Genomic DNA, 13,970 nt, shown 5'->3' with positions numbered 1-13,970 from the left:
GAATCAGGCCGATGGCGCGACGGCGCGCAGGTCGTCGAGCACGGCGCGCGCGAATTCGAGTTGCGTGACCAGCGCGGGCGAAGCCGGCAGAATCGGCATACGCGTTTCGGGTGAGATGGCGCCGTCGAGGGCCAACATGGCCTTGATCGCACTGGGGTTCGGCGCGGCAAACAACAGGCGCAGCACGCCCTTGAAGCGTGCGAAAAGCCGGCTCGCCGCCTTGCCGTAACCCGCCTTCACGAGCGAGCGCACATCGTGCAGCAAGTCCGGACAAATGTGCGCGCTCGCGAGGATGCCGCCGGTGGCGCCCGCTTCGAGACATTCCAGAAACGCTTCATCCGTCCCGCAGAGCAGCGCGATGGGCAACTCGCCCAGCGCCTTGAAGCGCTCGCTCGCGCATGCCTTGATCGCCACGATATTGTCGATTTCCGCCAGTTCACGCACCGTTTCGACTTCGATCGACACGCCTGTGCGATGCGGAACGTCGTAGAGCACCACCGGCTTCGACGTGGCGCGCGCGATCTGCCCGAAGTGCCACGCGAGCCCCGCCTGGTCCGGGCAGACATACGACGGCGGTGGAGCGAGAAAGCCCGCCACGTCCCACTTTTCCAGCGCGCGCAGGTCCTGCACGAACGTATGGGTATCGCTGCCGCCCAGGCCCGCGATCACGGGCACGCGGCCCGCTGCCACCTCGGTGATGACCTGCAGCACGGTCACGCGTTCTACATCGCTCAAGAGTGCCGCCTCACCGGTCGTGCTGAGCGCGACGATGCCGGCGATGCCGTCACTCGCGTATTCGTCGGTGAGACGCTCCAACGCCTCGATATCCACTGCGCCGTCGCGCAGCGGCGTGACGATGGGCAACCAGATCCCTTCGAACATATCAGGCCCCCTTGTTGCCGGTGCGCGGGCGCAACGCGCCGATCGTGGCCTCGGGCACGCTCGATATCAGCGTATGCATCGTGAAGTCGATGTCTTCGGGCGCGATATCGAGTTGCACGCGCATGGCGCCACGCACGAAGGCAGTTTGCGCAACGTAGACGCCGAGCGGGGAATGAAGCAGCGCCGCGAGATGAGCGCGCGCGCCTTCTTCGGTGTTCGCGCTCAGCATGACTTCGAGCCAGGCACGCGGGGCCCGCAACGGAACGACCTTTGCACGCGGACGCTCGAGCGGCGCCACGATCTCGTAACGGGGGCTGGGATTTGCGCAAGCCATGAGATTTGAATTGTTATTCGCAGGTTGTGAACACCACTTCAGCGTATTACCGAACGCGTAAAACCGGTGTTAAAAATTGCGGTGCCGGTTGTGTAAATTTCAAATGCTTTGTGCGAGCTGGGGATTCAACTCGAGATGCAGCACGACGAGCCAGCGTCGTGGGCACGCGTTGGCAATTTCGGTTTGCGCTTCCTGCCTACCGCCGGTCTGCGCAGTTCCGATGAATCCCTGCTTCTTTGCCACAGCCCACGCTGCCCGCGCATCGGTCACCAGCCAGTTGCTCACGAGAAAGCACGTAACGCAGCTGAAGATCACCGTCTCGAAGTCCGAAATGCCCGGATCGATTTGTTGGGTGACGTAACCAAACACGGCGGTCAGTATCTGGTCCACGGAAAACGTGAGAAGCGCGAGCTTCAGCCAGCCTCGAAAGCGCATCGGCATGATCAACGCAGCAACGTAAGATTGAACGACGGATAGCAAAACATGACACTTCCTCGGGCGGATTCGACGCACAAGTGTAGGCGTGGCGTTCTTCCTCGCACAAGAAAAAATGCCGTAAATAACGGCGTATTTATGCGTGCCTGGCCAATCTTTTACGACTTCTTTACGCGCCATTCGCTACGCTCCTTCCGATCCGCAAACTCTCCGGCCATTTCGTGCTGAAACTCCTCATTCCCGTCATAGACCGGCACGGCGCAGCCGAAGCCGCACGCCACAGCGGATGCTCGCAAGGCTCAGACGCCTTTGCAGCGTGCCCGTGACGTTGTTGCATTAACGACGCTCGGCATGCATCACATGCGAAATGTCATCTCGCCAATCCGCCGCACATTGAACGCGGCTCGCGCCATCAGTCCGCAAAAGCGCGCGTTGCTTCGCGTGTGCGCGTTGATTCTGCTGATCAGTCCCATCCTCACTTCGGCGTTTGCATTTTTCGCGTTTTCGAATCACCCCGATTTCGCGCTGGGGCTCACCGCATTCTTCTGCTTCATGTGCTGTACGCTGCTCGCCGTCTGGATACGGTCCGATGCACGGCATGCATGGTCGCGAGCGCGAGAGTCGGGCTTCGTGCCGCCGGGCGCGATTCGCCCTGGCCGCGCAGTGCGCGTGGCAAGCGCCTGCCCTTCGCGGTGGCTCGTCGTACTGCATGTGGAATTGCACGGAGGCATCGTCGCCGCGCGCGCCCTTCGCTGACTCGCGGCCGCCGGGTTGTACGCGTCCATGTTCTGCGCCGCGCACCGGTACTGCTGGTCCGCAATGCTGTACTGCTAGCGTTCCCGGCTGCATCGGGCGCTCGACGAGCGCGTCTGGCATCGCCGTCAAGAGGATTCGTAACGAGTATGCGCAGCTTCGGTCATATAGCGCACAGAAGAGCACAGAGGGCGCGCTAGCCCGCACGTTCGAAAACGTTTGGGGCCACATTACGCTGCCGCACCACGCAATGCGGGCTACTATATTGTCAGTGTATTGGGCAACCTCGAAAAGGAGGCTCGATGGCCGACTGGTCGAACATGATTCGGGAATTCGTCGAAGAAATCGCGGCGAGCGTGGCCATGATCGGCCGCGACGAGCGGGGACAGTTCGTCGTCTCGGCCTGCAACGATCATTTCATGCGGATGACGGGCGGCAGGCGCAGCGCGATCAAGTCGTTCCCGGCATCGTTCGACTCGCTGATTCCCAACTACGCCCGAACCGAATTCCGCCAGAAGCTGACCTCGTGCTTCGAATCCGGCGTTGCCCGGGAACTCGAGCAGGCCTACGACCTGAGGGACGGAACGCACTGGTGGCGCTTGTCGTTGAAGCCGATACGGCACGCCGAAGGCGGCGTACCCGTGCTCGAAATCATGGTGACGGGCCTGGAAATCACCACGAAAATGCTGCTGACGCACGAACTGGAAGTCAGCACTTCGCGCTTTCGATCGGTTGTGGATGCGGCGTACGACGCGATCATCACGATCGACCAGCAGCATTGCATCACGCTATTCAACCGCGCCGCTGAAAACCTGTTCGGCTACTCCGCCTCGGAAATGCTCGGGCAGCCCATTACGGACCTTCTGCCCGAGCGCTACCGCGCCAATCATTCGCAATACGTCCACCAGTTCGCGCGCTCGCCCGTGCGCTCGCGACAAATGGACGAGCGTAACCGCGTGTATGGGCTGCATCGTGATGGTTCGCTATTGCCCGTTGAAATCGCGATTTCGAAAATCAACGTTGGCGGGCTGATCGAATTCACCGCTGTGATTCGCGATATTGCCGATCGCGTGCAATTGATGGACTTGCTTCAGAAGCAGGCCGTGACCGACGAACTGACCGGCCTGCCAAACCGCCGCGAGTTTGCCGATACCGTTGAAAAGCTTCTGGAAGCGGATAAAGCGCTTTCCGTCTTCATTCTCGATATCGATTACTTCAAGAAGATCAACGACAGCTACGGGCACGACATCGGCGATGAAGTGCTGCGGGTGCTCGCCAAGGTCGTGATGAACGCCGACAGGCGCATTGGCGTGTTTGCCCGCTGGGGCGGCGAAGAGTTCGTCGCCGCACTGCCTGACTTCGATATCGGGCAGGCGACGGCCGTGGCCGAGGAATTGCGCCTCACCATCGAGCAGCAGGATTTCGAGCACAAGTGGCGACTGGGTAAGCCGGTTCCGTTTACGGTCAGCATCGGTGTGACCGAGCGCCTGCCGGGCGAGCATGACGTCGGTGCGATCGTCAAGCGCGCGGACGTGGCGCTCTATCGGGCCAAGGACAGCGGACGCAACCGCGTGGAAGTTGGCTAGCGCACGCCGCAGTCGCATCGCTCTTTCGCCAAGGAGCCTCTAATGGACAGAATCGCGCTGGCCTGTGTGGCCGTGCTGGGTCTTTTGCTGTTTGGCCTCGGCGTGTCCATTTCCATGCTTCGCTTTCGCGAAGGCACGCTCTCGGGTTGCGCGCCGGACCCGGCCAGCCTGCTGCACAAGTTCGTCCGCGCGCATGCGAACACGGCCGAATACGTGCCCTTCCTCGCCGTGCTGTTCCTCTATCTGGGCGCACGCTCGCCCTCGCCCGCAACGCTCGCGCTGATCGTGGCAGCGACCCTCTGCCGGTGCCTGCTCGTCGTGGGGCTGATCGCCTTTCCCTCGATGGCGAAGCCCAATCCCGCGCGTTTTCTCGGTGCGCTCGGCACTTACGCGGCTGGCATTGCGTTGAGTCTTGCGTTGCTGCGTTGAGGCGATGGAGTGAGCCGTCTAGTCGATGTTCACGATGGCGCGCGCAAATCGCCGCGCAGCGACGCCAGCAGTTGCACGAGCGCCTCGACGTCCTCGTCCCGCGTGCGCCACGACGACACGCTGATGCGCAACGCGGGCCGCCCTTGCCACATCGTGCCGCCGAACCACGTCTCGCCGGAGGCCTGCACGGCGCTGCGCAGCGCCTGCGTTTGCGCGTCTGTTTCGCAGCGGAACAGCACCTGATTCAGCACGACCCGGTTGAGCACCTCGTAGCCCAGCCGCGCGAGTTCCGCGCCAATGCGCTGCGCCTGCGCGTGATGGCGCTCGACCATGGCCGCGACGCCGCCGCGGCCCAGCGTGCGCAGCGCCGCCCACACGGGAATGCCGCGCGCGCGGCGCGAGAATTCCAGCGTGAGATTCTTCTGCGCGTCCGCGCTCGCGGACAAATAGGCCGCGTCGCTGTTCATCGCCTCGGCCAGCGCCTGTGCGTCGCGGCAAATAACCATCGCGCAGTCGTACGGCGTATTCAGCCACTTGTGCGCATCGGTCGTCCAGCTATCGGCGCCCTCGATACCTTCGGTCAGCACGGCCAACGACGAGGTTCGGGCCCACAAGCCAAACGCGCCATCGACATGCACCCACGCGCCGGCCTCCCTCGCACGCGCGATGATCGGCGCGAAGGGATCGAATTCGCCGGTGTTCACTTCCCCCGCCTGCAAGCACAGGATCGTGCGGTCGTCGAGCGGCGGGAGTCTCGCCGCATCCACACAGCCGTGCACGTCGACTGGCGCGTAGACGATGCGATCGAGCCCGAAGCCCAGAATGCGCAGCGCCTTCTTCACCGTGATGTGCGCGAGCTCCGAGACCACGACCTTGATCTCCGGCGCACCCATCAGCCCCTGGCGGTCGAAGTCCCAGCCTTGCCGTGCAAGCAGCGCGCGCCGGGCGGTAGCGAGCGCGCCGAGCGTGCACGCCGTGGCGCTGGTGCCGAAGCCCACGGCGCTTTCGCGCGGCAAGTCGAGCGCTTCCAGCACCCAGCGGCCCGCGACGCGTTCCACCGTGGCCGCGACCGGCGAGTTGTCGAACGTCGAGGCGCATTGATCCCACGCCAGCATGAGCCGTTCTACCGCGGCCGCCGCAGGCAGCGCCGCACCGATCACAAAGCCGAAATAGCGCGGGCCGTTCGAAGCCGTGGTCGCCGGCGAACCGACACGGTCGAGCAAAGACAGCGTGTCGTCAGCGGGCAATCCGCTTGAGGGCAGCGGTTCGTCGAACGCATCGAGCGCTGCAATGGCTTCGCTCGACGGGAAAACCCGCCGCGTGGCGTTTCCTTCCACGTAGCGCAGGCCGCGTGCGTCGGCATCCGCCAGCAGTTTCAGTTCATTCATCCATGCCTCCCGGTTCGGTTTTCCATTCAGGTATCCGTTCAACGTTCAGGCGCGCGAGGCCGCGCGCGGCATGCTACGCACCGTGATGGCCCAGAACACCAGCGCCAGCAGACTCACGGCCGCACCCAGCGTACAGACGCCATGCCAGCCCGCCACGGCATACGTCGCCGTCGTGCCGATCGCGCCGAGCCCGCTGCCAATCGCATAGAACAGCATGTAAAGGCTCACGAGCCGGCTATGCAACTGCGCGTTGCTGCGAAAAATCAGGCTTTGATTGGTCACGTGCAGCGCCTGGCCGCCAAGATCGAGCAGCACGATGCCAACCAGCAGCATCCATAGCGAGTGCTCGAGCATCGAGAGCGGCCACCACGCCAGCAACAATAGCGCCAGCGCGGCGGCGCTGGTGCGCTGGCCCCAACCCCGGTCGGCCCATTGCCCGGCGCGAGCGGCGGCGAGCGCACCCGCCGCGCCGGCTATGCCGAAGGCCCCAATCGCGGTGTGAGAAAAATTGTAGGGCGGCGCGCTCAACGGCAGCACCAACGCGCTCCAGAAGATATTGAAGGTCGCGAACATCAGCAGCGCGAGCACGCCACGAATCTGCAGCATGCGATCCGAGCGCAACAACGCGAACATCGAAACGATCAGTTCTGCATAGCTCATCGTACCTGGCTCGACGCGCGCAAGTTTCGGTAGCCAACGCCGCAGCGGTACGGCAAGCGCGAGCATGACGGCGGCGGAACAGCCATATACGCCGCGCCAACCGGCAAGATCGCTCACGCCGCCCGAGTACACGCGAGCCAGCAGCAGGCCAATGAACACGCCACTGCCCGCTGCGCCCACCACTCGCCCGCGCTCGTCGGGCGCGGCGGCGGCGGCCGCGTAGGCGATCAATCCCTGCGTCATGGCCGTGCCCAGCATACCCACACCGAGCATGCCAGCCAGCAGCACCGCGACGGATCGCGCGAAACAGACGACACTCAGCGCGCCCACCAGCGCCAGCAATTGCACGACCATCAGGCGGCGGCGCTCCATCCTGTCGCCCAGCGGCACGAGCAGCAGCAACGCCAGCGCGCAACCGGCCTGCGTCGCCGTGACCACGCCGCCAACGGCGGCGCGGGTAATGCCGAAATCGCGCGCCAATGCGTCCAGCAAGGGCTGAGCATAGTAGACATTGGCGACGCTCAGGCCGCTGGCCGCAGCGAATAGCAGTACGAGCCCGCGCGGCATCGGTGCCCGCTGCGGGGCTCCAGCGTCGCGCACCGGCGGCGCTAGCGCAATGGGATCGGCGTCCATGACCTTCAATCCAGTTTCAAAACAAAACTGATTGAATGGTATGCCGACTAGTTTTAAAATGCAACTACGTGAGGCGTACGCATTTCATCGGCGCGTACCAGCAAAAAAGGAAATCGCCATGGCAAGCCGCAAATCCATGCAGACGGAGACCTGCCCCGTCGCGCGCTCGGTGGACGTGATCGGCGACCGGTGGTCGCTGATGATCCTGCGCGATGTCTTCGACGGCATTCACCGCTTCGGCGACATTCAGCGCAATCTGGGCGTGGCGCGCAATATCCTGTCCGGCCGGTTGAGCCATCTCGTCGAGGCCGGCATTCTCGAAACACGGCCTGCCTCCGACGGTACGACTTATCAGGAGTACGTGCTAACGAAGAAAGGGGAAAGCCTCTTCCCCGTGATCGTCGCGCTTCAGCAGTGGGGTGAGCGGCATTTGTTCGAACGCGGCGAGCGGCATTCGTGGCTGATCGACAAGGCAACGGGCAAGCCGCTGCTGTCCATGTTTCCGCAGACGCGCGAAGGGCACGCGCTCGCCCCTCACGACACCGTGGTCAAGAAGCCCGCATGAGGGCCTTTTCGTGCAGTGAATGACGGCGCGGCCTCCGGAGAGGCCGCGCCAGCCAGGCTTACATGGCCGGGTCGATAGGCGAAGGCGGCGCGCCGCGTTCTTCGATGGCCTTGCCGGCCAGCAGGCACAGGTCTTCGCGGAAGTGCCCGGCGACGATCTGCACGCCGACCGGCACGTCCTTCACCATGCCCGTCGAGACGACGAGACCCGGCAAGCCCATCGCGGGCAATGCACGCATGGTGAGCTGTGCATCCCACACGCGCTGGAATCCCGCCTGGCCCTGCATGTCGAGGTTATCGGGGAACGGCAGTTCGCCCGACACCGGCAGCAGCAGCACGGGATATTCCGAAAGGAACAAGCGCCATGCGCGCGTGAGCGTCGTGCGGCGCACCAGCGACGGCACCACCACGTTCTCGGGCATCGCCGCGACCTTGGCGCGCACGCCGTCCACCACCGCCTGCGCGCCCGGGTCGCCGTCGCGCGCCACGGCGTCGGCGAGCGCCGGGAAGCCGTCGCCGAGCCACAGACGCTCCTGCACTTCGCCCGCGTCACGCAAGAGCGGCACGTCGTCGATCTGCTCGACCGTCCAGCCCGCGTCGGCGAGCCGGCGGCCCGCGTCGAGCAACGCTTCCTCCACTTCCTTCGTGATGCTCATGCCGCCCGGACGCAGGCAGAGCGCCACGCGCCGCGGCACGTCCGGCCCGATGAGCGGGGCCGGCGCCCACCAGGGGTCGCGCAGGTCGGGCGCAGCCAGCGCCGCGAGCGCCACGCGCAGGTCTTCGACCGTGCGCGCCATCGGACCCGCGCCCGACATCATCTGCGCGCCGATCGGCCGTTCGGGCGACGACGCGTTGAACGCAGGCACCCGCCCGATGCTGGGCCGCAAGCCATGCACGCCGCACGCATACGCCGGGTAGCGCACCGAGCCGCCAATGTCGGTGCCGAGCGCGATATGCCCGATGCCGGCCGTGACCGCCGCCGCCGCGCCGCCGCTGGAACCGCCCGGCGTGAGCGACGCATTGCGCGGGTTCTTCGTATGTCCGTGGACCTGGTTGCTCGTGAACCAGCGCAGCGCGAAGGTCGGCGAATTGGTGCGGCCGAGCAGCACGGCGCCCGCACGCACGAGGTTTTCGACGGCGGGGCTGTTCACCTGCGCGATCAGATCCTTCTGCAGACGCGTGCCGTTGGTCGTCGCGAAGCCCGCCTGGTCGATATTGATTTTCGTGGTGACGGGCACGCCCGCGAGCGGCCCCGGGTCTTCGCCGCGGGCGATCGCCGCGTCAATCTTGTCGGCCTGATCGAAGACCCACTCGGGCCGATAGTCGATCACCGCGTTGATGAGCGGATTGACGGCCTCGAGGCGCTCGAGCGCGGCCTTCGCGGCCTCGCGTGCGGACACCTCGCGCGCGCGAACCTGCTTTGCGAGTTCAGTTGCGGTTAAACGCCATAGTTCAGTCACGATCCCTCCGGTTCGTTAGCAAATTGCGAATGGCGAGCGCCGGTTCAGGCACTCGCCGATAAGGTCTCGACACGCTGCCGGTCACGCAGGACAGCCAGCGCGAGCGCCGCGAGTCCGCACGCCGCAATGAGCGCGAGCAGCGCGGCCCGTCCGCCGTGCACCAGCACCCAGCCGCCGACGGTCGGAAACCCGAACGCGCCGACGAAGTAAGCCGCCACGAACCACGTGAGCGCGGCGCGGCGGTGCGCGGCCACGGAGTCGTTGACGGCCTGGAGCTGGACGATCGGGTAAGCGAGCCCGTACCCGGTACCCAGCAGCACGGCAGCCGCCGATTGAAACAGCACATGAAACGGCACGACGAACATCGCCGCGCTGCCCATCACCATCATGGTGAGCAGCACTTTCGTCGCGGTTTCGGAGCGCATCTTGATGACCACGCGCGAGAGCAGCCAGCGCGTGGCGATGACCGTCACCGTGTAGACGCTGAAGAAGGTGGTCGCTTTCGCCTCGGTGCCTTGCACGAGCGACATCTGGAACGTCATGAGCCCCGAGAACACGCAGCCGCCCAGCGCGATGATGACGATGGGATACACCGCGCGCGTGCGGGCGATCGCCCCCACTTTCAGGAGCCACGGGTCCGGCGAGGTCGGCTCCTGCGTCGCGGACGCGGAGCGCACATGCGGCGCGAGCCGGCCGAAGAGTTCGAGCAGGACGGCCGCCAGCACGCACAGGCCGCCGATCGCGTAGAGCACGCCGCCAAGCGGCATGCGCCAGAAGCGGATCGCAAACCCCGCAATCGCCGGACTGCCGCCGATGCCCGTCATTTGCATGGTGGCGAAGCGCAGGAACCAGAGGCCGCGTTCGGCGTCGTTGGTGCGCTCGGCGAGCGCCATGGGGGCGGCGAGACAGAACGCGCCCCAGCCGAAGCCCACGAGGAAGCCGGGCACGATGTCGAAGCTGCTCACGTGCTCGACGAGCGCGAAGCTCACCACGCCCGCGCCCACGCACAGCGCCGCGAGCGCGGACATGCGCGCCGCGCCCACATGCTGGGCAACCCAGCCCGTGAGCGAGACGCCCACGAAAGTGCCGAGCGCGGCGCCCGCGAGCGCCACGCCGGTGTTGATGTCGTTCCCGCCGATGGCGTGCACGTGCATGGAGAACAGGAACGTTGCGCCATAGCCTGCCGATGCGAGCAGGACGCCGACGAGCATGATGAGGGCACTGAATGGGCGCACAGCGGGCCTTCCGGACGATGACGGAAGTGTGCAGATTATCAGTCCCTGTACCCAGCGCTGCATTCAGGTGCTCCTCGGGGTGCGATGTCGGTGAGATGCGCGAGGCCGGGCAGTGGAAGCGCTTCCACCGCCCGGCTGCCATGATCAAGTTACTTTGCGTCCTGCTGCGTGTGCTCCGCCGCGTCGATGATCGCGTCGGCCACTGCCTTCGGCTGGCTCAGCATCGAAACGTGGCTGCCGTTCACGCGCGTCACCTTCGCGCCGATATGCTTGGCCATCGACTCCTGCAGCGCGGGGTCGATCATGCGGTCGCGCGCCGTCACGACGAAATACGAAGGCTTGTCATGCCATGCGGCCTGCGTGACCTTCTGCGAGAGTGCGCCGCTGAACCACGGGCCCTGGGTAGCCGCCACGACGCGCTGCTGCGCAGGCGGCAGATCGGGCGCGAAGTCCTGGCGAATCGCCTTGTCGGAGAGCGTCAGGTAGCCCGCCGAGTCCTTCTGCAACTCGCTCGCCCATGGCGCGGGCGGCTGGCCCTGCGTGATATCGGCGATCGACTGGCCGTTGTCGGGCGCGAAGGCCGCCACGTACACGAGCGACTTCACCTTTTCGTCGTTGCCCGCTTCGCTGATCACGACGCCCGCCCACGAGTGGCCGACCAGCACCACGGGGCCCTTCTGCTGCTCGATCACGCGTTTGGTCGCGGCCGCATCGTCGGCGAGCGAACTGAGCTGGTTCTGAACGGCGACCACATGCAGACCGCGCGCTTCGAGCAGCGGGATCACCCGGCTCCAGCTGGAACCGTCGGCGAACGCGCCATGCACCAGCACGACGTTGGTGCCTTTGAGGTCCTGCGGCGGCGCGGCGTGCGCCGCTTGCAGCGCGAAGAGGCCGCCCAGGAGGGCTGCGGAAGTCAAAATCTTCTTCATCGAAACCATCGTTCTCTCGTCTCTTTTTGGGTCGTTCGGTTGGTCGGGACAGACGTTTTACGAATGCGCGTAGATCGGGCCGAGGCCGGGGATGTCGGCTTGCGGGGCGTTCGCGTCGCTCGTGCCGCTCGTGGCGCGATGCGGCGCGCCCGAAGCGTTCGAAGCGCCCGCCACGCCGCCGTACGACGACGAAGCGGCTTGCTGTGCGACCTGCGAGGCGTCTACGCGCGCCTGCGCTGCCTGGATGTTGCGCGGATACTGGGTTTCGTCGGCGGCGGGGTTGTAGCCGGCCTTTTGCAACTGGACCAGTTCGGCGCGCACCTGCGCACGGGTGACGGGCTCGTTCGACTGCGCGAACGAAAGAACCGGGGCGGCGGCGAGAGCAGCAAGGGCGAGGAGCTTGAGGGCTTTCATGACGTTCTCCAAAGATGAATGAGGTAGACAGCGTTCCGGGGCAGTTCAGCGCGAGTGGTGTATCGAGCTGGTGTAGGTGTATTTGAACGCCCGGATGTATCTGCCGTGTTTCCATTTGGGGCACGGTTTGCGTATCAACGTGTCCGAATTGCGCGCAGATACATTGCGCTACAAAAAGGCCCGTCCCCCGAAGCGCGGCGCAGCGCGGCCCGTCATGCAAAGCGCCGCCGGGCCCTCGCAGGCACGGCGGCGTTTGCGCGAGATGCAGCGGCAGCTACGCCGGCTCAGCCGAACGTGAAGCTGTACACGTGCGCGCCCGGGTCGAGAAAGCGGATCTCGAAGGTGTGATCCTCGATGCGGCCGGACTGGCGCACGAGCTGATACAAGCGCGCGCTGGTGGCGACGCCGGTGCCGTCCGCCGCGACATCGGCGCCGTGCGCGGCGCCCGGAGGCGCGCCGTCGATGCTGATGCGAAAGCGCACGGGCTTGCCGTCGGCGGTGGGCGCGATCACCAGATGCAGGTCGCGCGCATGGAAGCGAAAGGCAATGCTCGCCTGCGGCGCGCCCGCCACCGCGGACTCGGCTCCCACGTTCCACTGCCCGCCGAACGCCCACTGGTTCAAGCCGAGCTGCCCAGGCAACGTGTAGGCCGCAGCGGTATCGGCCTGCACGCGCTCAGCGTTCGCATTGCCCTGCGCCTCGCGATATCCCACATACGTTTCGCCCGAGCCGATGTCACGCTGATCGGACAGGGCCAGCGCGCCGCTCGCCTGCGGTGCCTTCGGCGTGGCTGTGGACGTGGCGCGGCCGTTGTCGGCCAGCAGTTGCTGGATCGCCTGCTCGGCCTGCGCGTAGTCGCCTTCGCCGAAGTGGTGATAGCGGACCCGGCCCTGCGCGTCGATGAGATAGAACGCCGGCCAGTACTGGTTGCCGAAAGCGTTCCAGATGCGGTAGTCGCTGTCCACGGCAACGGGATAGCCGATGTTCAGGTTGGCCAACGCCCGCTTGATGTTGCCCGTGTCATGCTCGAAACCGAACTCCGGCGTGTGCACGCCGATCACGACGAGCCCGTCGTTGCGGTAGCGCTCGGCCCACGTCTTCAGATACGGCAGGGTTCGCAGGCAATTGATGCACGAGTAGGTCCAGAAGTTGACCAGCACGACCTTGCCGCGCAGCGCTTCGGGTGTGAGTGGCGCGGAATTGAGCCACGCGGTGGCGCCGTCGAGCGTTGCCAGGCGGCCTTCCACCGGCAGATCGACAGCGGGCGCTGCGGCCGGCAGCGACACGCGCACGATATGCGCAGACAGATCGGCCGACTGGCGCACCCACTGCGGGACCAGGCGCGGCGTCGGGCTTGATTGCGCGTCGCGCTCCACACGAGGCGCCGGTTCCGCGCGCTTCTCGTGATTCGCCTGGCTCAATTGATTCGTTTGATTCGCTGCAGCGGGGCCCGCAAGCAAATCGACGAGGCGCGCTTCCACGCCATTGGTCGGCGCACTCGGCACCAGCGCGAGCAGGCGCGTATCCAGGCCCAGCGCGATCGCGCCGACCGTGAAGAGCACGAGCGCGCCCATTGCGCGGCGCACATGCTCGCCCACGCCGAGCGAGCGCTTGAGCGCGGCCATGGCGCGATGGCCGAGACCCGCCACCACTGCGAGCGAACCGGCGGCGCCGACGGCGTAGGCCGTGAGCGCCGCCCACGTCTGCCAGGTCACGCCGTGACGCGCCGCACCGGTGATGATGAGGCCGAGAACCGGCCCGGCGCACGGCGCCCACAGCAAGCCCGTGGCCGCGCCGAGCAGTACGGCGGAGCCGATGCGGCGCGACGCGCCATCGTCCTGCGAGTGCGCCATGAGGCGGTCGGCGAGCGCCGTGAGCGGGCCGGAGAGGCGCGTGGCGAGCGCGGGAAAGAGCAGCGCCGCGCCGAACAGCGCAAAGAGCCCGAGCGCGAACCAGCGCCCGTACTCGCTCAACTGCGCCGCGCCGTTCAGGCCCGCGGCGCCGAGACCCGTGAGCAGCGCGAACGTGAGCGCGAGGCCGAGCAGCATGGGCAGCCTGCCGGTCAGGAAAGGTTCGTCGGAACGCGCGAACACGAACGGCACGACCGGCAGAATGCAGGGGCTCAGGACGGTGAACGCACCGCCCACGAATGCGATGACGATGAGTAACATAAGTTCGTTCTCCAGACGAATGTCGGCGGACTTGCCATGTGCCGTATTTCAGCGCGAGCATGTATCCGGGGAATGTCTGGAACGCGTGGGTCGTGCA

Annotated in this window: 14 protein-coding genes; 4 read left to right on the top strand and 10 right to left on the bottom strand. The window is 65.8% G+C overall.

From position 1 onward, the window contains the following. Positions 1-3: 3 nt before the first annotated feature. The 3 genes from VSR72_RS34250 to VSR72_RS34240 all read right to left on the bottom strand — a co-directional run bounded on the left by VSR72_RS34250 (position 4) and on the right by VSR72_RS34240 (position 1,831). A complete protein-coding gene (locus tag VSR72_RS34250; protein ID WP_342956687.1) occupies positions 4-882 on the bottom strand; it encodes a 4-hydroxy-tetrahydrodipicolinate synthase in 879 nt (292 codons plus the stop codon). 1 nt (position 883) lies between these two features. Further along, on the bottom strand, positions 884-1,216 hold the full coding sequence (locus VSR72_RS34245; protein WP_342956686.1) for a hypothetical protein: 333 nt from the start codon (positions 1,214-1,216) through the stop codon (positions 884-886). Positions 1,217-1,315: 99 nt separating this feature from the next. Beyond that, positions 1,316-1,831 (bottom strand): hypothetical protein, encoded by a 516-nt coding sequence (locus tag VSR72_RS34240; protein ID WP_342956685.1) that lies wholly within the window; start codon positions 1,829-1,831, stop codon positions 1,316-1,318. A 171-nt stretch (positions 1,832-2,002) separates the two neighbouring features. On the opposite strand from VSR72_RS34240, the gene VSR72_RS34235 reads away from it, so the two are divergent. The 3 genes from VSR72_RS34235 (at position 2,003) to VSR72_RS34225 (ending at position 4,419) form a co-directional block, all read left to right on the top strand. Beyond that, positions 2,003-2,407, top strand: coding sequence for a hypothetical protein (locus VSR72_RS34235; protein ID WP_342956684.1), 405 nt, complete (start codon positions 2,003-2,005; stop codon positions 2,405-2,407). A 299-nt stretch (positions 2,408-2,706) separates the two neighbouring features. After that, positions 2,707-3,990 (top strand): diguanylate cyclase, encoded by a 1,284-nt coding sequence (locus VSR72_RS34230; protein ID WP_342956683.1) that lies wholly within the window; start codon positions 2,707-2,709, stop codon positions 3,988-3,990. 42 nt (positions 3,991-4,032) lie between these two features. Then, positions 4,033-4,419, top strand: a complete 387-nt coding sequence (locus tag VSR72_RS34225; protein WP_342956682.1) for an MAPEG family protein — start codon at positions 4,033-4,035, stop codon at positions 4,417-4,419. Positions 4,420-4,448: 29 nt separating this feature from the next. Here the strand turns inward: VSR72_RS34225 and VSR72_RS34220 are convergent, their stop codons facing one another. Both VSR72_RS34220 and VSR72_RS34215 read right to left on the bottom strand, forming a co-directional pair. Beyond that, positions 4,449-5,807 carry a pyridoxal-dependent decarboxylase gene (locus VSR72_RS34220; RefSeq protein ID WP_342956681.1) on the bottom strand — a complete coding sequence of 453 codons (1,359 nt, stop codon included), beginning with the start codon at positions 5,805-5,807 and terminating at the stop codon, positions 4,449-4,451. A 45-nt stretch (positions 5,808-5,852) separates the two neighbouring features. Next, a complete protein-coding gene (locus VSR72_RS34215) occupies positions 5,853-7,034 on the bottom strand; it encodes an MFS transporter (RefSeq protein WP_342956728.1) in 1,182 nt (393 codons plus the stop codon). Between the two features lie 184 nt (positions 7,035-7,218). On the opposite strand from VSR72_RS34215, the gene VSR72_RS34210 reads away from it, so the two are divergent. Further along, positions 7,219-7,665, top strand: a complete 447-nt coding sequence (locus VSR72_RS34210) for a helix-turn-helix domain-containing protein (protein WP_342956680.1) — start codon at positions 7,219-7,221, stop codon at positions 7,663-7,665. 58 nt (positions 7,666-7,723) lie between these two features. Here the strand turns inward: VSR72_RS34210 and VSR72_RS34205 are convergent, their stop codons facing one another. From VSR72_RS34205 to VSR72_RS34185, 5 genes are all read right to left on the bottom strand, one after another. After that, entirely contained in the window at positions 7,724-9,124 is a 1,401-nt protein-coding gene (locus tag VSR72_RS34205) for an amidase family protein (protein ID WP_342956679.1), read from the bottom strand. 44 nt (positions 9,125-9,168) lie between these two features. Further along, positions 9,169-10,359, bottom strand: coding sequence for an MFS transporter (locus tag VSR72_RS34200; protein ID WP_342956678.1), 1,191 nt, complete (start codon positions 10,357-10,359; stop codon positions 9,169-9,171). 149 nt (positions 10,360-10,508) lie between these two features. Then, the gene (locus tag VSR72_RS34195) at positions 10,509-11,297 is read right to left on the bottom strand and encodes an alpha/beta hydrolase (protein ID WP_342956677.1); all 789 of its coding nucleotides are present in this window, start codon (positions 11,295-11,297) and stop codon (positions 10,509-10,511) included. Between the two features lie 48 nt (positions 11,298-11,345). Then, on the bottom strand, positions 11,346-11,702 hold the full coding sequence (locus tag VSR72_RS34190) for a DUF4148 domain-containing protein (protein WP_342956676.1): 357 nt from the start codon (positions 11,700-11,702) through the stop codon (positions 11,346-11,348). Positions 11,703-11,986: 284 nt separating this feature from the next. Next, a complete protein-coding gene (locus VSR72_RS34185) occupies positions 11,987-13,873 on the bottom strand; it encodes a cytochrome c biogenesis protein DipZ (RefSeq protein WP_342956675.1) in 1,887 nt (628 codons plus the stop codon). Positions 13,874-13,970 lie beyond the last annotated feature (97 nt).

Origin of the sequence: Paraburkholderia sp. JHI869 (assembly GCF_038900775.1) — a bacterium.
In the GTDB taxonomy this organism is placed as follows: domain Bacteria; phylum Pseudomonadota; class Gammaproteobacteria; order Burkholderiales; family Burkholderiaceae; genus Paraburkholderia.
Note: the sequence above shows the minus strand (reverse complement) of the source record. Positions and strands in the feature narration are given on the sequence as shown.